This window comes from Nocardioides rubriscoriae, from assembly GCF_008087085.1.
Taxonomy (GTDB): domain Bacteria; phylum Actinomycetota; class Actinomycetes; order Propionibacteriales; family Nocardioidaceae; genus Nocardioides; species Nocardioides rubriscoriae.
This window is the reverse complement of sequence record NZ_VIYJ01000005.1, coordinates 239,913-257,872: the sequence shown is the minus strand read 5'-3', so window position 1 is coordinate 257,872 and position 17,960 is coordinate 239,913. Positions and strand designations below refer to the sequence as shown.

At 72.0% G+C, this 17,960-nt stretch carries 13 protein-coding genes; 9 read left to right on the top strand and 4 right to left on the bottom strand.

From position 1 onward, the window contains the following. Positions 1-3: 3 nt before the first annotated feature. Complete coding sequence (locus FZC61_RS10815; RefSeq protein ID WP_148614176.1) at positions 4-1,584, bottom strand: sulfatase-like hydrolase/transferase; 1,581 nt, start codon at positions 1,582-1,584, stop codon at positions 4-6. 142 nt (positions 1,585-1,726) lie between these two features. On the opposite strand from FZC61_RS10815, the gene FZC61_RS10810 reads away from it, so the two are divergent. The 5 genes from FZC61_RS10810 to FZC61_RS10790 all read left to right on the top strand — a co-directional run bounded on the left by FZC61_RS10810 (position 1,727) and on the right by FZC61_RS10790 (position 9,170). Continuing rightward, a complete protein-coding gene (locus tag FZC61_RS10810) occupies positions 1,727-2,890 on the top strand; it encodes a phosphotransferase family protein (protein WP_211357205.1) in 1,164 nt (387 codons plus the stop codon). Position 2,891: 1 nt separating this feature from the next. Next, positions 2,892-4,034 carry an Rv3169 family protein gene (locus tag FZC61_RS10805; protein WP_246142631.1) on the top strand — a complete coding sequence of 381 codons (1,143 nt, stop codon included), beginning with the start codon at positions 2,892-2,894 and terminating at the stop codon, positions 4,032-4,034. A gap of 76 nt (positions 4,035-4,110) precedes the next feature. Then, the gene (locus FZC61_RS10800; RefSeq protein WP_148614175.1) at positions 4,111-5,565 is read left to right on the top strand and encodes an aldehyde dehydrogenase; all 1,455 of its coding nucleotides are present in this window, start codon (positions 4,111-4,113) and stop codon (positions 5,563-5,565) included. A gap of 180 nt (positions 5,566-5,745) precedes the next feature. Next, positions 5,746-7,374 carry a succinic semialdehyde dehydrogenase gene (locus FZC61_RS10795; RefSeq protein ID WP_148614174.1) on the top strand — a complete coding sequence of 543 codons (1,629 nt, stop codon included), beginning with the start codon at positions 5,746-5,748 and terminating at the stop codon, positions 7,372-7,374. A gap of 86 nt (positions 7,375-7,460) precedes the next feature. Beyond that, the gene (locus FZC61_RS10790) at positions 7,461-9,170 is read left to right on the top strand and encodes a GMC family oxidoreductase N-terminal domain-containing protein (protein WP_148614173.1); all 1,710 of its coding nucleotides are present in this window, start codon (positions 7,461-7,463) and stop codon (positions 9,168-9,170) included. Positions 9,171-9,474: 304 nt separating this feature from the next. On the opposite strand, the gene FZC61_RS10785 is transcribed toward FZC61_RS10790, so the two are convergent. Continuing rightward, positions 9,475-10,323 (bottom strand): sulfotransferase family protein, encoded by an 849-nt coding sequence (locus FZC61_RS10785; RefSeq protein ID WP_170286068.1) that lies wholly within the window; start codon positions 10,321-10,323, stop codon positions 9,475-9,477. 43 nt (positions 10,324-10,366) lie between these two features. Between FZC61_RS10785 and guaA the strand changes: the two genes are divergently transcribed. Continuing rightward, complete coding sequence (guaA, locus tag FZC61_RS10780; RefSeq protein ID WP_148614171.1) at positions 10,367-11,965, top strand: glutamine-hydrolyzing GMP synthase; 1,599 nt, start codon at positions 10,367-10,369, stop codon at positions 11,963-11,965. An 81-nt stretch (positions 11,966-12,046) separates the two neighbouring features. Continuing rightward, the gene (locus FZC61_RS10775; RefSeq protein WP_148614170.1) at positions 12,047-13,492 is read left to right on the top strand and encodes an SGNH/GDSL hydrolase family protein; all 1,446 of its coding nucleotides are present in this window, start codon (positions 12,047-12,049) and stop codon (positions 13,490-13,492) included. 47 nt (positions 13,493-13,539) lie between these two features. On the opposite strand, the gene FZC61_RS10770 is transcribed toward FZC61_RS10775, so the two are convergent. Both FZC61_RS10770 and FZC61_RS10765 read right to left on the bottom strand, forming a co-directional pair. After that, positions 13,540-14,229 (bottom strand): response regulator transcription factor, encoded by a 690-nt coding sequence (locus FZC61_RS10770; RefSeq protein ID WP_148614169.1) that lies wholly within the window; start codon positions 14,227-14,229, stop codon positions 13,540-13,542. Positions 14,230-14,270: 41 nt separating this feature from the next. Continuing rightward, on the bottom strand, positions 14,271-15,608 hold the full coding sequence (locus tag FZC61_RS10765; protein ID WP_148614168.1) for a cation:proton antiporter: 1,338 nt from the start codon (positions 15,606-15,608) through the stop codon (positions 14,271-14,273). A gap of 97 nt (positions 15,609-15,705) precedes the next feature. Here FZC61_RS10765 and FZC61_RS10760 point away from each other — a divergent pair, with 97 nt between their 5' ends. Both FZC61_RS10760 and FZC61_RS10755 read left to right on the top strand, forming a co-directional pair. Then, a complete protein-coding gene (locus tag FZC61_RS10760; RefSeq protein WP_148614167.1) occupies positions 15,706-16,683 on the top strand; it encodes a calcium-binding protein in 978 nt (325 codons plus the stop codon). Further along, on the top strand, positions 16,680-17,960 hold the full coding sequence (locus FZC61_RS10755; protein WP_170286067.1) for a calcium-binding protein: 1,281 nt from the start codon (positions 16,680-16,682) through the stop codon (positions 17,958-17,960). Before FZC61_RS10760 ends, FZC61_RS10755 begins: the two co-directional genes overlap by 4 nt.

The window sequence follows — 17,960 nt, the reverse complement described above, 5'->3', positions numbered from 1 at the left end:
AGGTCACGGGCAGGGCTGCGGGCTGCCCTGCTCCTGGGTGCCCTGGCAGGTGCCGAAGCGGCGCAGCAGGGCCCGGAAGCGATCGATCGTGGCGGCCGACGGCCGCTCGCGCGCGTGCACGGGCGACAGGAGGTTCTTGAGCATCCCCGGGTCCTGGTAGAACTCGCGGAAGGCGACCTCGCGGTCGTCGTCGTACCACTCGACGTAGGCCTGGCGGCCCTGCTTGACCACGCGCCACGAGCGCAGGTGGGAGGTCAGCGGGCCGGACTCGCGGCGCGACGGGCCGCTGTCCTCGTTGTAGAACTCGGCGTAGACGTAGTCGCGACGGTGGTCGCTGAGCAGCGAGTGGCCGTCGAGGAGGTGGCCGGGCTCGACGCCGAGCACGTCGTAGAGGGTGGGGGCGACGTCGACCAGCGCGACCGGCTTGGTGTCTACCGCCGGCGCCCGCCCGGGGAACCACGCCAGCATCGGGATGTTGGTGGCGGCCGGGTAGGGGATCGACTTGCCCTCCCAGTTGTCCTGGCCGCGGTCGGTGTAGCCGTTGTCGCTGGTGAAGATGACGGCGGTCTCGTCGAGCACGCCGGCGTCCTCGAGGCGCTGGAACGTCGCGGCCACCTGCTCGTCGACGTCGTAGAGCGCCCGCACCCGCGCGGTGTAGAGCCGCTCGTAGTAGGCCCGCGAGAACCGCGCGCCCTGGAAGATCCGGAGCTTGTCGCGGCCCGGGCCCTCCGGGGCGTAGCGGAAGGGCGGCACGGGGGACTGGGCGTGCTCCGGCGAGACGTAGGGCAGGTCGGCGGCGGTGGCGCCGACGCCCTGCTTGTGCGGGGCGAAGAAGGCGTCGTAGACGAAGAACGGCTCCCCGGAGGCGAGCTGGTCGTCGAGGTAGGCGTCGAGGTAGGCGCCGTTGGTCTCGGTGGTGCTCAGGCCGTCGGTCGGCGTGTACTGCTGGCCCTGCTCGTCGTAGAGCTTGAAGGCGCCGGGGGCGCCGCGGTAGGAGTTCCAGAAGTTGAAGTGTGAGAAGCCGTTGTCGCGGGCGTCGGGGCCGTAGTACTCGCTCGCGTCGATGCCGTTGAGGTTCTTGCCCAGGCCGTAGGTGTCGATGCCGCGGAGCGCGAGGTCGTGCTGCACGGTGTCGTGGGGGTCGAGGTTGCGAGCCGCGGTCTGGCTCACCACCCGGTTGTTGTGGGCGAGCTGGCCGGTCTGGATCTGGGCGCGAGCCGGGCAGCAGACGGGCGTGGAGGTCGTGGCCGACTCGAAGCAGGTGCCCTGCTCGCGCAGCCACGGGCTGCTCTGCGGCAGGTAGAGGTCGGCGTCCGCGCAGCTGAAGTCGGGCATGTCGTCGACGAGGAAGACGATCGCGTTGTCGACGTGCACCTGGCCGGTCGACGTCGCGGACTCCGACGAGTGGGCCTGCTGGTCGGCCACGGCCGCCACCAGGACGCCGAGGACCAGGGTGAGGACCAGGGCGGCCGTCGCCCACAGCGAGCGGTGCGACCCAGGGCCGACGGGACCGGCGGCCGGTGAGCCGGCCGGTGGGTCGGCCGGGATGTGTGTGCGAGCGGCGGGACCAAGACCGAGGGACACGCGCCGAAGTCAATCATCCGGGCCCGCTGCCCCCCGATTCCTCAAGCGGTGCTGGGCTGGACCGGCGCGGTGGCGTGGTCGACGCGTCCTCACCGGCCGCGCTCATTGACAACTAGAACGTGTTCCACTGAGACTTCCGAAGGTGACCCACGCCACACCCCCCGCCGCCGACCTCAAGATGCAGCGGTCGAGCCGCGACGCCACGACGGTGCCGCGCCGGCTGGCCGACTGGCTCGCGACGCTGCTGCCGGCGGGGGCCGAGCCCGAGGTCGCGCTGCTCTCGGGGATCGACGCCAACGGGATGAGCTCCGAGACGTTGGTGCTCGACGCCACCTGGACCGACGAGGACGGCTCCCGCGCCACCCGCCCGTACGTCGCCCGCGTCGCCCCGGCGCCGCAGGACTTCCCGGTGTTCCCGACCTACGCGCTGCAGGATCAGTACGACGCCATGCGCCTGGTCGCCGAGCTCAGCGACGTGCCGGTGCCGACGGTGGGGTTCATGGAGCCGACGGGCGAGGTGCTGGGCACCCCGTTCTTCCTGATGGACCGCGTCGAGGGCGTCATCCCGCAGGACGTGCTGCCCTACAACTTCGGCGACAACTGGCTCCACGACGCCACCCCCGCCGAGCAGCGCCGCCTCCAGGACGCCACGGTCAAGGTCGTCGCCGATCTGCACGCCATCCCCGACGCCCAGCGGACCTTCGCCTTCTTGAACCAGCAGAGCCTCGACCCGCAGCAGCCCGGCGACACCCCGCTCGCCCGCAACCTCGCGCGCACCCGGGCCTGGTACGACTTCGCGGTCGCCGACATCGGCCGCTCGCCGCTGACCGAGCGCGGGCTCGACTGGCTCGAGGCCCACCTGCCCGAGGCCGAGGCCGCCGGCAGCGGCGACGTGGTGCTGTGCTGGGGCGACAGCCGGATCGGCAACGTGATCTACCGCGACTTCGCGCCGGTCGCCGTCCTCGACTGGGAGATGGCCACCATCGGCCCCCGCGAGCTCGACGTGTCGTGGATGGTCTTCGCCCACATGGTCTTCGAGTCCATCACCGGCGTGATGGGGATGCCGGGCATGCCCGACTTCCTCTACGAGGGCGACGTGACCGCGACCTACGAGGAGCTCACCGGCGTCACGCTGGGCGACCTGACCTGGTTCCACCTCTACAACGCCGTGCAGTGGTGCATCGTCTTCATGCGCACCGGGGCCCGCTCGATCCACTTCGGCGAGATCGAGCGCCCCGACGACATCGAGACCCTGATGCACCACAAGCTGCTCATGGAGTCGATCCTCGAGCGGGCGGGGGCCTGACGTGGCCTCCCGGCTGCCGAGCACGCACGGCCTGAGCGCCCTCGACGAGTACCCGATCCACCAGGCGCCGCTGCCGGTCACGTGGGCGGCCTCGTCGGACCGCAACTTCTACGACCGGTCCTACTTCAACGCCCACGACCGCACCGGCGACGTCTTCGCGATCTTCGGGCACGGCTACTACCCCAACCTCGGCACCAAGGACGCGTTCTTCCTGCTGCGTCGCGGCGACGAGCAGACGGCGCTCCACCTCGGCGACCCGATCGACGACGACCGGATGAACCAGCACGTCGGCCCCTACCGGCTCGAGGTGCTCGAGCCGCTGCAGCGGGTGCGGATGGTGCTCGAGGAGACCGAGGGCATCGCGGCCGACCTCACCTGGCAGGGGTCCTTCCCGGCGCTGCAGGAGGTGCCGCACGTGATGCGGGCCGGCTCGCGGGTCACCCTCGACGCCCAGCGCTTCGCCCAGGTCGGCTCCTGGGAGGGCGTGATCAGCGTCGACGGCACCGACCTCGAGGTCACCCCCGACCGCTGGGTCGGCAGCCGCGACCGGTCGTGGGGCATCCGGCCGGTGGGGGAGGCGCCACCCGCGGGCGCGCCGGCCACGCCGGAGTTCGAGGGCATGTGGTGGCTCTACGTGCCGATGCGCTTCGACGACTTCATGCTGTGCCTCATCGTGCAGGAGGAGCCCGACGGCTACCGCTCGCTCAACGACTGCCACCGGGTCTGGAAGGACGGTCGCGTCGAGCAGCTGGGCTGGCCGCACGTGAGCGTGCGCTACACCTCGGGCACCCGGGTCCCGACCGGCGCGACCCTCACGTGCACCACGCCCACCGGCACGCCGCTGGTCGTCGAGGTCGAGTCGCGGCTCGCCGTTCCCCTGCACGTCGGGGGTGGCTACGGCGGCGACCCCGACTGGAGCCACGGCGTCTGGAAGGGCGCCGGGTTCACCGAGCGCGTCACCTACGACGTCAGCGCCCCCGACGTCGCCGGGCGCGTCATGTTCGGGGTGATCGACCACGTCGGCCGTGCCCTGTGCCGTGAGGGAGGGGGCGACGCCCAGGAGGGCTGGGGCCTGTTCGAGCACGGCGCGCTCGGCCGCCACGACCCCTCCGGCTTCGCCGACTGGTTCACCCTCGCCCCCTGACCACGACGGTGGTCGAGGTGCGAGCGAAGCGAGCGTCGAGACCACATCAGCCCACCCGACCCTGACGGAGACGACCATGACCCTCGACCGCGACACCTTCTTCATCGACGGCGGCTGGGCGGCCCCCGCCACGGGCCAGACCCTCCAGGTCGTCTCGCCCCACACCGAGGAGGTGGTCGCGACCGTGCCGGAGGGCACCACCGCCGACATCGATGCCGCGGTCGCCGCAGCCCGGCGCGCCTTCGACCACGGGCCATGGCCCCGGCTCACGCCGCAGGAACGGATCGACGTCGTGCAGACCTTCTCCGGTCTCTACGCCGGCCGACTGGCCGAGATGGCCGACCTCATCACCACCGAGATGGGCTCGCCGACGTCGTTCTCCAACCTGGCCCAGTCGCCCGCGCCGTGGATGCAGATCGAGGCGTTCCTGACGATCGCGCGCGACTACCCGTGGGAGGAGTCCCGGACCGGCGTCCTCGGCACCCCGGTCCTCGTACGCCGAGAGCCGGTGGGCGTCGTCGCTGCCATCCCGCCGTGGAACGTCCCGCAGTTCACGATCATGTCCAAGGTCGTCCCGGCGCTGCTCGCCGGCTGCACCGTGGTCGTCAAGCCCGCGCCCGAGACCCCGCTCGACTGCTACCTGATGGCCGAGCTGCTGCACGAGGCCGGGGTGCCGGCCGGCGTGGTCAACATCGTCGCCGGTGGCCGCGAGGTCGGCGAGCACCTCGTGGCCCACCCGGGCGTCGACAAGGTCGCGTTCACCGGCTCGACCGACGCCGGCCGCAGGATCGCCGCCGTCTGCGGCACCCAGCTCAAGCGGGTCAGCCTCGAGCTGGGCGGCAAGTCCGCCGCCATCGTGCTCGACGACGCCGACCTGACCACCGCGATCGAGGGCCTGAAGTTCACCGCCCTGATGAACTCCGGGCAGGCCTGCGTGGCCCAGACCCGCATCCTGGCCAGCCGCGCCAACTACGACGCCGTGGTCGACGCCCTCGCCGAGGCGGTCGGCACGATGCAGGTCGGCGACCCGATGGACCCCGCCACCGAGATCGGGCCCATGGTCGCCCAGCGCCAGCAGGAGCGCGTGGAGAAGTACATCGCCATCGGCCAGGAGGAGGGCGCCCGCGTGGTCGTCGGCGGCAACGGCATGCCCGACGGCCTCGACCGCGGCTGGTACGTCCGGCCCACCGTCTTCGCCGACGTCGACAACCGGATGCGCATCGCCCAGGAGGAGATCTTCGGCCCCGTGCTGTCGGTGATCGCCTACGACGACGTCGACGACGCCGTCCGGATCGCCAACGACTCCGACTACGGGCTGGCCGGCACGGTCTGGACCGGCGACCCGACCGCCGGCCTCGACGTGGCCCGCCGCGTGCGCACCGGCACCTACGGCGTCAACACCTACACGATGGACTTCGCCGCGCCGTTCGGCGGCTACAAGGCCTCCGGGCTGGGTCGCGAGTTCGGACCGGAGGGCCTGGGCCAGTACACCGAGCTCAAGTCGATCTACCTCGAGGCGCCGGCCACCTAGCACCGCCCGCGACCGTCACCCCGCGGTGGTCGAGGTGGTCGCCCGCGACCGTCTCGAGACCCCGACCGCAGCCGACCAGGCCGACCCCACCCGCGGTTGACACGCGACCATGATGTGTAAAGCGCCACATCGTGACCGATCGGTAGCCGTGGAGACCCCGGTCACATACTCTCGGTACTTATGGTCGCCCCTCAGAACCCGACGCCCGCAGGTGGACCTCCGTTGGCGCAGGGCCCGGCCGATCCCGAGCACGACCCGACGGCGGCCTACGCTCTCGAGCCCGACTACGTCGCCGGCCTCACCGCGCGGCTCGTGGCCACCACCGGCCGCACGGTCGCCGTGCACAGCCCGCTCGACGGCGCCCCGCTCGCGCACGTCCCGCAGTCCGGTGACGACGACGTCGCCGACGCCTTCGCCCGGGCCCGACGGGCCCAGGCCGTGTGGGCCCGCACCCCGCTCGACGAGCGGGCCGCGATGCTGCTGCGCCTGCACGACCTCGTGCTCGACCGGCAGGACGAGATCATCGACCTGGTCGTGCTCGAGTCGGGCAAGGCCCGCAAGCACGCCTTCGACGAGGCCCTCCACATCGCGCTCACGGCCCGCTACTACGCGCGCACCGCCCATCGTCACCTCGACACCAGGCGCCGGCTCGGCGTGGTGCCCGGCCTGACCCGGGTCGAGGTCAACCACGTGCCCAAGGGCGTCGTCGGCATCATCTCGCCGTGGAACTACCCGTTCACGATGGCGCTGTGCGACGGGCTGCCCGCCCTGCTCGCCGGCAACGCCGTGGTGACCAAGCCCGACGCGCAGACGATGCTCACCGCCCTGCTCGGCGCCCGCCTGCTCGACGAGGCCGGCTTCCCGAAGGACCTCTGGCAGGTCGTCGCCGGGCCCGGGCGCGAGCTCGGCGGCCCGATCATCTCGCGGTCCGACTACGTCTGCTTCACCGGCTCGACCGCCACCGGCAAGATCATCGCCGCCCAGTGCGCCGAGCGGCTGATCGGCTGCTCGCTCGAGCTCGGCGGCAAGAACCCCCTGCTCGTGCTGCGTGACGCCGACCTCGAGAAGGCGGCCGAGGGCGCCGTGCGCGCGTCATTCTCCAACGCGGGCCAGCTCTGCGTCTCGACCGAGCGGATGTTCGTCGCCGACCAGGTCTACGACCGGTTCGTCGAGCGGTTCGTCGCCCGGACCCAGGCGATGACCCTCGGGGCCACCCTCGACTGGGACAACGACATGGGCTCCCTGATCAGCCAGGATCAGCTCGACACCGTCGTCGCCCACGTCGACGACGCCGTCGCGAAGGGCGCCCGGGTGCTCGTCGGCGGCCGGGCGCGGCCCGATCTCGGGCCCTTCTACTACGAGCCGACGATCCTCGAGGGCGTCACGCCCGACATGACCTGCTTCGGCCACGAGACCTTCGGCCCGGTCGTGTCGCTCTACCGCTTCCACGACGAGACCGACGCCGTGGCCCGCGCCAACGACGGCGAGTACGGCCTCAACGCGTCGATCTACAGCCAGGACGGCCACCGCGCCCGCTCGGTCGCCCGCGAGATCAAGTGCGGCACCGTCAACATCAACGAGGCCTTCGGGGCGACGTTCGCCAGCATCGACTCCCCGATGGGCGGCATGCGCGAGTCGGGCATGGGACGCCGCCAGGGCGCGGAGGGCGTCCACCGCTACACGGAGTCGCAGTCGGTCGCCACGCAGCGGCTCGTCCGGTTCGCGCCGATGCTCGGCATGTCCGACGAGACCTACGCCAAGGTGATGACCGCCAACCTCCGCCTCATGAAGAAGCTCGGACGGGCCTGATGGGCTCGACCAGCTCGACCAGCTCGACCAGCTCGACCAGCTCGACCAGCTCGACCACCGGTGTGACCAGGGACAAGGACAGGGACATGGACTACGACTTCGACGTGTTGGTGATCGGCTCCGGCTTCGGTGGCTCCGTCGCCGCCCTGCGGCTGACCGAGAAGGGCTACAAGGTCGGCGTCGTCGAGGCCGGCCCTCGCTTCGAGGACAAGGACTTCGCCTCCGGCACCTTCGACCTCAAGCGCTACCTGTGGGCGCCCGCGCTCGGGTGCTACGGCATCCAGCGCATCGACGCGCTGCGCGACACCCTCATCGTCGCCGGTGCCGGCGTGGGCGGCGGCTCGCTGGTCTACGCCAACACCCTCTACGAGCCGCTCGACCAGTTCTACAAGGACCCGCAGTGGTCCGGCATCACCGACTGGAAGGACGAGCTCGCGCCCTACTACGACCAGGCCAAGCGGATGCTCGGCGTGGTCGACAACCCGGTGCGCACCCCCGCCGACGACGTGATGGAGAAGGTCGCGACCGACATGGGCGTCGGCGAGACCTTCCACCCGACCCCGGTCGGCGTGTTCTTCGGCGGCCCCGAGGCCGCGCCGGGCGAGCAGGTTGAGGACCCCTTCTTCGGCGGCGAGGGCCCGGCGCGCAACGCCTGCCTCAACTGCGGCGAGTGCATGTCGGGCTGTCGCCACAACGCCAAGAACACCCTGGTCAAGAACTACCTCTACCTCGCCGAGAAGCGCGGCGCGAAGGTCCTCCCGCTGACCACGGTCACCCGCATCAACCCGCGCGAGGGCGGCGGCTACGACGTCCGGGTCAAGTACACCAAGGCCAAGCGCGCCACCGGCAAGAACACCCGGGTCATCACCGCCGAGCACGTCGTCATGGCGGCCGCCGCGCTCGGCACCCAGAAGCTGTTGCACCGGATGAAGGACGAGGGGCACCTGCCGCGTCTGTCCGACCGGCTCGGCTTCTTGTCGCGCACCAACTCCGAGTCGATCCTCGGCGCCATCGCGCCCAAGAGCGACACGACCGACTACACCTACGGCGTGGCGATCACCTCCAGCTTCCACCCCGACGAGCACACCCACATCGAGCCGTGCCGCTACGGCAAGGGCTTCAACACGATGGCGATGCTGCAGACCGTCCTCACCGACGGCGACGGCGACGTGCCGCGCGTGCGCAAGTGGGCCAAGGAGATGTGGAAGCAGAAGGGCAGCCTGCTGGACTTCTACGACCTCAAGCACTGGTCGGAGCGCACCGTGATCGCGCTGGTGATGCAGAGCCTCGACAACTCGATCACGACCTACGGCAAGAAGGGCGCGCTCGGGTGGCGGATGACCTCCAAGCAGGGCCACGGTGCGCCCAACCCGACCTGGATCCCGGCCGCCAACGACGCCGTACGCCGCATCGCCGGCATCCTGGGCGGCATCCCCGGCGGCAACATCGGTGAGCCGTTCAACATGCCGCTGACCGCCCACTTCATCGGCGGCTGCGCCATCGGCACCTCGCCCGAGACCGGGGTCGTCGACCCCTACCAGCGGGTCTTCGGCTACCCCGGCCTCCACGTCGCCGACGGCTCGGCCATCTCGGCCAACCTCGGCGTCAACCCCTCGCTGACGATCACGGCCCAGGCCGAGCGGGCGATGGCGCTGTGGCCCAACAAGGGCGAGGCCGACCCCCGCCCGGCCCTGGGTGCCGACTACGAGCGGATAGCCCCGGTCACCCCGCGCCACCCGGCGGTCCCGCCGACGGCGTCCGGTGCCCTGCGGCTGCCGATCGTGAGCGTCTCCTGAGGTCCTGGTCCAGACCAGTGGGGCACTCTTGCAGAAAGTTTTCGGACCGGGCGTAACCCGCCCGCACCCGGCTCGTTAAGCCATCGAACCCGGCGATACATGCTCCCTCCCGAAGGGCCGGGTTCACAGTCCGTGTGATGTCCAACATCCGCGTGGACGCGCACAGCCCCGCCACCCTCCCTCCCCGGCGGGGCTGAGTGCTTTTTGGATCGCCGCCGTCGCCGAGGCCGAGCAGCGCATGTCACTGACTGTTCGTCGTACACCCCGGGCGCTCTACCGACCTGGGTGTGCCTTGCACAGTCAGTTACCTGCGTGACGGACGCGGCGCGCCGAGGTCCCAGGGCATCGACCGGCCGAGGAGCTCCTCGAGCCGGGCGATCTCGGGGCGGTAGTGCGCGGCCAGGGTGGCCCGGTCGGCCTCGGCGATCTCGATGTCCCACCGTGACCAGCGGCGTACGGGCGCGGGGAGCGCGCGCATCACCCGCTGGGTGCGGGGCGGGGCGTGCTTGAGGCGCAGGTCGAAGTGGGAGCCCCGTTCGTTGCGGGCCAGGCCCAGGTCGACCGGCTCGAAGCCGGGGCGCACCCCGAGGTGCTCGAAGACCCGGCGCAGCGTCGGCAGCTTGGCGTGGTCGGGGCGGATGTCGTCCTCGTAGACGAGGAACAGGAACCGCTCGAGCGGGAAGTGCTCGAGCCAGGCGCCGAGCTGAGTGCCGTAGTCGCCGAACTCGCGGACGTCGGGATAGCGCTCGACCGCCTCGAGCAGCCCGACCGACGGCGGGTAGCGCCCGGCCTTCATGTGGTGGAAGTAGGCACTGACGGCCCGGTCGACGGGGTGGCGCAGGCACACGACGAGCTGCAGGTCGGGGTAGGCCTCGGCGACGCGGCCGGCCGAGCCGAGGTAGTTGTTGGCCGTCGTGGTGCCCTCGGTCCACCAGTAGTTGGGGGTGAACTCCCCGATCGCCCGGGTCCGGCGGCGGGCGCGGAACTGACCCTCGTACCACTCCAGCCCCCGGTCGTAGGCCTCGCGGTGGTTGAAGAACTGCAGCTCCTTGCGGCTGCCGGTGGCCACCTGGGGGTGCTGACCGACGGCCCTGGCCAGCCAGGTGGTGCCGCCCTTCTGCACGCCGATGCAGAGGAAGGTGGGTGCAGGCACGGGCGCGAGTCTAGGCGGCGCCGGCGCTCGATACAGTGCGGCCATGACGGCGCCCGAGAATCCCACGTCGGCCGGCACGTCGACCACCGAGCACGACCTGGTCCTGGTGGTCGACTTCGGCGCCCAGTACGCCCAGCTGATCGCGCGCCGCGTGCGCGAGGCGCGGGTCTACTCCGAGATCGTGCCCCACCACGTGCCGGTCGCCGAGATGCTGGCCCGCCGCCCCAAGGCGATCATCCTGTCCGGCGGCCCGTCCTCGGTGTACGCCGAGGGGGCGCCGGGCGTCGACGCCTCGATCTTCGAGGCCGGGGTGCCCGTGTTCGGCATGTGCTACGGCTTCCAGCTGATGGCCCAGGGCCTGGGCGGCGAGGTCGCCGCGACCGGTGCGCGCGAGTACGGCCGCACCCCCGTCACCGTCTCCACGCCCGGCACGCTGCTGGCCGACGTCCCCGTGGCCCACTCGGTGTGGATGTCGCACGGCGACTGCGTCGTCGCTGCTCCCTCGGGCTTCGAGGTGCTGGCCGCCACCGCCGGCACCCCGGTGGCGGCCTTCGAGTCGCTCGAGCGCCGGATGGCCGGGGTCCAGTGGCACCCTGAGGTCCTCCACACCGAGCACGGCCAGGCCGTCCTCGAGCACTTCCTGCACGACATCGCCGGCTGCCGGCAGACCTGGACGATGCTCAACATCGTCGAGGAGCAGGTCGAGCACATCCGCGCCCAGGTCGGCGAGGGGCGCGCCATCTGCGCGCTCTCGGGCGGTGTCGACTCCGCCGTGGCCGCGGCGATCGTGCAGCGCGCGATCGGCGATCGGCTCACCTGCGTCTACGTCGACCACGGGATGATGCGCCAGGGCGAGACCGAGCAGGTGCGCCACGACTTCGAGGAGGTCTTCGACGTCCTCGAGGTCGTCGACGCCGCCGACCAGTTCCTCGACGCGCTCGCCGGGGTCCGCGACCCCGAGGAGAAGCGCAAGATCATCGGGCGGGAGTTCATCCGCACCTTCGAGGCCGCCGAGGCGCGGGTCTTCGGCGACCTCGACGCCGGCGCCGAGACGGCCTACCTCGTGCAGGGCACGCTCTACCCCGACGTCGTCGAGTCCGGTGGGGGAGCGGGTGCCTCCAACATCAAGAGCCACCACAACGTCGGCGGGCTGCCCGACGACCTCGACTTCGAGCTCATCGAGCCGCTGCGCACGCTGTTCAAGGACGAGGTGCGCGCCGTGGGCGAGCAGCTCGGCCTGCCGTCGACGATGGTGTGGCGCCAGCCGTTCCCCGGCCCCGGGCTCGGCATCCGGATCATCGGCGAGGTCACCCGCGAGCGCCTCGACCTGCTGCGCCAGGCCGACGCCATCGCCCGCGAGGAGCTCACCCGCGCCGGGCTCGACCGCGACATCTGGCAGATGCCGGTCGTGCTGCTGGCCGACGTCCGCTCGGTCGGCGTGCAGGGCGACGGCCGCACCTACGGCCACCCCGTCGTGCTGCGACCGGTGACCTCCGAGGACGCCATGACCGCTGACTGGGCCCGGCTGCCCTACGAGCTCATGGAGCGCATCTCCACCCGCATCACCAACGAGGTCGCCGAGGTCAACCGGGTCACCATCGACATCACCAGCAAGCCGCCGGGCACCATCGAGTGGGAGTGAGTCTCGCCCGCACCCGCCCGTAGCCTCCTGCGACAGGCCGCGTTAACCCTCCTGACATCTACTGCTCAGAGAGGGTTCATCGTGCGAGTCGCCTCGCTGCGTCACACACCGGTCCTGGTGCTCGTCGCCACCCTGGTCGCGGGCACCGCGCTCCTGGCCCCGGCGGGGCCGACGGCCGTCGCCGCGCCCGCCACCGCGCCCGCCACCGCGCCGGCTCGCGTGACCGCCCCGGCGCCGCCGCTCGACATCGTGGTGCTCGGCGACTCCTACTCGGCCGGCAACGGCGCGACCGACGACGCCGGCCAGCCGCAGACCTACGGCCCCGCCGACTGCTACCGCAGCCGTGTCGGCTGGGCCGAGAAGTACGCCGCCGCCCTGCGCAGCCAGGGCCGGACCGTCCATCTCGCCAACCACGCCTGCAGCGGGGGCACGGCAGTCGACATCGTCGCGCCGCGCGAGATGGACACCGCCAGCAGCTCGACCGACAACAAGGACGGCGTGACCACGCTCGCCCAGGCCGACGCCTACCTCGCCGCGCAGGACCTCTGCAACACCCGGCGCTTCCCGCGCGAGGAGTTCTGGACCTATCACGCCACCGCGGTCGACGACGCCACGATCGACTACGACTGCACCCGCCGGCTCCGGCCCCAGGCGCAGTTCGTCACCGCGGGCACCGACCTGGTGCTCTTCACGATGGGCGGCAACGACGCCGGGTTCACCGACATCGTCACCCAGTGCTTCATCCTCAAGTCCGGTCCCGGCTGCCAGGGCACCATCGACACCGCCCGCTCCCTGCTGCCGCAGATCAAGCAGCAGCTGCTCGACGACGTCGCCGGCCTGCGCGCGGCCGGCCTGCGCGACGACGCCAGGATCGTGCAGCTGGGCTACCCCTACCTCCAGCTCGACAACGGCTACACGGCCGTCGGGGTGCCGCCGTACGCCGCCGGCGACGCGGTGCGCTCGCTGATCGACGACGGCACCGCCGCGCTCGCGAGCGTCCCGGCCGACGCCAACGTCGGGCACCCCGGTCAGATGGTCTTCGTCGGGGGCGTCACGGAGGCGTTCGCCGGGCACGAGCCGGACGCCACCACACCGGTGGGCAACCTCGACCGGTGGGTCAACCAGGCGGGCGACGGCACCAACACCTCGTTGTGGTACCACCCCAACCGCCTGGGCCAGACGGCCTACGCCGCGGTGCTGCTGCGTGGCGGCGACTACGGAGCGACCCCGGCCGCGGTCGTGCGCACCACCTTGCGGGCCAGGTCGGTCCGGCGCAGCTACCTTGCCGGTGGGGTGGTCCGGGTCCGCACCACCGTCACCAGGAGCGACGGGACCCGGCCGCGGGGCCGGGTGCTGCTGCGGTCTCGTGGGCAGGTCGTGAGCACGGCGCGGGTGGCGGCCAGCGGGCGCAACGTGCTCCGGGTCGAGGGCCTGCGGCCCGGGCCCCACCGGGTCAGGGCGGTCTACGTCGACCAGCAGCAGCGCCGCAAGGCCGTGGTGGTCACGGTCCGGGTGCGGCGGGGCTGAGCGCGCCCGGACGGGCACCGGGCAGCGCCAGGAGCACGCAGGTCGGGTCAGGGGACCGGCGTACGAGAAGGAGTGGCCGGGCGGACGAGCAGCGCCGGGTCGATGCTGCGCAGCGTGTCGGGCTGGAAGCCGTGGGCGATGCCCCACAGCACCGCCTGCGAGCGCCGGGTGACGTCCATCTTGCGGTAGGCGGTGCGGATGTAGGTCTTGATGGTGTTGATGCCGAGGTAGACGCGGTCGGCGATCTCCTGGTTGGTCAGGCCCTGGGTGACCAGGGCGATGACCTCGGCCTCACGAGGCGTCAGCCCGGCCTCGCGTCCAGGCCAGTCGCCCTCGCCGTCGGCGCTGGTCTCCATGTCACCGGCACGCACCACGACCTCGCCGCGCATGACCCGCTCGAGGGCGTCGACGACCTGCGGGCCGGTGAGCACCTTGGACAGGTAGCCCCGGGCGCCCGCCGCGATGGCCTGGTGGATCAGGCGGGGGTCGAGGTTCCAGCTGTAGACGACGACCTTGGCGCCGCTGTCGCGCACGAAGTCCTCGAGGTCGACGCCGGTGCCTTGGACCTGGCCGAAGGTGTCGTAGAGGACGACGTCGACGTCGGTGATGACCGGCACCGACGCCCCGATCTCGACGACGTCGATGCGCTCCGCGGCGAGGAAGGCCGAGACGCCGGCGACCACGACCGCGTAGTCGTCCACGATGGCCAGTCGTAGCGGGGCCCGGGAGGACGTCATGGGGGCCAACGTACCGCTGTGACGTGCCTGCCGGGCCGTTCTCAGACCGCCGTGGTCTCGTCCTCGAGCCGGCGCATCACCGGGGTGGCCGCGATGCCGTGCACCATCACCGAGAAGGCGACGGTGAAGCCGACGGTCGCCCACACCCACCCGGCGTCGGGGAAGTCGGCCTCGTGGGTCGCCCACGCCATGTAGTAGAGGCTGCCGACCCCGCGGATGCCGAAGAACGCCACGGCGAGGCGGCCCCGGGTGCCGAGCCCGCCGGCCAGCGGGTTGCGGCGGGGGAGCACGGCCAGCGCCGCCCACGCCACGACCGGACGGATCACCAGGACCAGGGCGACCCCGACGGTGACCCCGCGCCAGTCGAGGTCCTGGAGCAGCCCCGAGGCCAGGGCGACGCCCAGCAGGAGCAGCACGACCAGCGTGAGGAGCCGCTCGAGCCGTTGCACGACGTCGTGCATCGCGCGGTGGTAGTCGTGGCGGTGCTCGGCTGCACGCAGCGCCATCGCGCAGGCGAAGACCGACAAGAACCCGTAGCCGTGCGCGACCTCGGTCAGGCCGTACGCCGTCAGCAGGGCTGCCAGGGCCAGCAGCGGCTCGCCCTGCTCGGCCAGGCGCAACGAGGCCGACCGGCTGCGGAAGGCGACCGCACCGAGGCCGCGGCCCAGGGCCACCCCGACGACGACGCCGATGACGACCTTGCCCACGACGTACCAGCCGAGCCACTGCCCGGCCCCGGCCCAGAACGAGCCGCCCGCGACCACGAGCACCGCGAGGTGGACGAACGGGAAGGCGAGCCCGTCGTTGAGCCCGGCCTCGGAGGTGAGGGCGAAGCGCACCTCGCCGGCCTCGTCGACCGTGGTGGAGTCCTCGGCGTAGGGCACCTCGTCGGGCGCGTCGTCGGCGATCGACGACCCCGGCCCGCCGACCTGCACGTCGGAGGCGAGCACCGGGTCGGTGGGGGACAGCACGGCGCCCAGCAGCAGCGCCGTCGCGGGTGCGAGGCCGAAGGCCGCCCAGCCGAGGAGCGCGACGAGGCCGATCGTGACCGGCAGCGCGACCCCCAGCAGGCGCCACGTGGCCGACCAGCGTCGCCAGGTCGACGGGTGCAGGAGGTCGAGGGGCCGGTCGATCGCCAGGCCCACGCCCATCAGCGCGACGATCACGGTGATCTCGGTGACGTGCTCGACCACCAGTCGGTCGTCGGCGTCGGGGACGTAGACCACCAGCGAGTCGGTCAGCGGCGTGAAGCCGAGCACGACCCCGGTCAGCAGCAGCACCATCGCGGGGGAGACGGCGAAGCGGTGCAGCAGGGTCGGCAGGGCGACGGCTCCGAGGAGGCACACGCCCGCCAGCAGGAAGTAGCCCTCGGAACTCATGTCGTCCCAGCCTCGCGCAGCGGCGGTGCGCCCACCATCCCCGCGCGGGTGACACGTTCGCCCGCGGGAGACCGCGGATTCGCGTAGCGTCGATCTCGTGCTCCCCCCCGGCCACACCCGTCCTCCCGTCGCGCCCCGCCTCCTGACGTCGGCCGCGGTCCTGGCCGTGGTGCTCCTCGTCCCGTCCGTCGCGGGGGCCGCCTCGATCAGGGGCACCCTGGGCAACGACACCGTCAACGGCACCGGGCGGGGCGACACGATCCGCGCGCTGTCGGGCAACGACCGGGTGGCCGCCCTCGGCGGTGACGACAAGGTCGAGGCCGGTGCCGGTCGCGACCTGGTCGACGGTGGCGACGGCGACGACGTCGTCAGCGGCTTCGACGGCGCCGACCGGATCGACGGCGGCGAGGGCGACGACGCGGTCACCGGGGGCAAGGGCGACGACGTGGTCGTCGGCGGCCCCGGCAACGACCGGGTGCTCAACGGCGGGCCCGACAACGACCGCATCGACGGCGGCGACGGCAACGACGAGCTCGCCGGCGCCGAGAACAACGACCGCATCGACGGCGGCCCCGGCAACGACCACCCGCAGGGTGGTCCCGGCAACGACCGGGTCTTCGGCGGGCCCGGCCGCGACCAGGTCGACGGCGACAAGGGTGACGACTTCATCGACGCCGGTCCCGGCGACGACTCCTGCCCGGGCTTCGGCCCGGGAGTCGACCGGTCCGCCTGCCGTGGCTTCCCCGCCCGTGGCGGGTCGATCAACGTGACCGGCGACGCGGGCGACGACGTCATCTACCCCGGCGACGGCGTCGACAACGTCTTCGGCGAGGAGGGCGACGACCTGATCGTGGCCGTGCGCGACGGCTCCTACGACCGGCTGTCGTGCCGCGACGCCGCGTCGGAGCCCGGTCTCAGCGCCGCCGGCGGCACCGTGGTCTACGTCGGCGGCATCGACCGCAGGGACGAGCTGCGCCGCTGCAAGCGCGTGTCGCTGACCCCCGTGCAGTTCGAGCGCCGCTACCCCGACCTCCCACTGCCGACCACCGCCGCGAACGCCAGGAGGACGTCGTGAACGCCCGCATCGCCGCCACCGCTCTCGCCGCCGTGCTGCTCGCCGTCCCCGCCGTCGCGCAGGCGAAGGTCATCGACGGCACCGCCGGCGCCAACACGATCAAGGGCACGGCCCAGGCCGACACGATCACGGCACGCGGCGGCAACGACAAGGTCACCGCGCTGGGCGGCAACGACACCGTGGACGCTGCCGGCGGCAACGACTCCGTCAACGGCGGGCCCGGCAACGACCGGCTTGACCTGGGGCTGGGCAACGACCGCGTCGATGCGAGCACGGGCGACGACGACGTCGACGCCGGGCTCGGCGACGACTACGTCCTGCTCGGCGACGGCAACGACAAGGTCGTGTCGGGCGACGGCACCGACCAGCTCTACGGCGGCCCCGGCAACGACTCGCTCAAGGCGGCCGCGGGCAACGACCGGGTCTACGGCGAGGACGGCAACGACACCACCGACGCCGGCATTGGCGACGACCTCGTGTCGGGCGGGAGCGGCAACGACGTGCTCGGGGCCGGTGACGGGGTCGACAAGGTGCTGGGTGGTCCCGGCGACGACCAGGCCAAGGGCCAGGACGGCAACGACACCATCAAGGGCGAGGCCGGCGACGACCGGGTCCTCAACGGCGACGGCGGCAACGACCTGGTGACCGGCGGCGACGGCGCCGACACCCTTCAGGGCGCCACCGGCAACGACCGGGTCTACGGCGAGCTCGGTGACGACTACGTCCAGGGCGGCCCCGGCGACGACCGGGTCTACGGCGGCGACGGAACCGACCAGCTCGACGGGGACGAGGGCGCCGACTTCATCGACGCCGGCCCTGGCGACGACTCGTGTCCGGGGTTCGGTCTGTCACCCACGCCGAAGACCGAGGACAACGGGTGCACCGGGTTCCCGGCGACGGGCGGCGGCATCAACACCACCGGTGACGCCGGCGACGACGTGATCTACCCCGGCGACGGCATCGACGTCGTCTTCGGCGAGGAGGGGGCCGACCTGTTCGTGCTCCGCAACGACGGGGTCTACGATCGCATCTTCTGCGTCGACGCCTTCAGCGGCGGTCCCACGCCCGACCCCGGCGACCTGGTCGTCTACGTCAGCGCCGACAAGACCGTCGACCCCCTCGACGACATCCGCAACTGCGGGCCCAAGGACGATCAGGACAAGCAGTCGGTCAGCCTGACCGAGGCCGAGTTCCAGGCGCAGTACCCGGACCTGCCGCTGCCCGAGACGACCCACAGCCGCCCGTCCCCGCGGGTCCTCGTCGACCTGTTCTCCTAG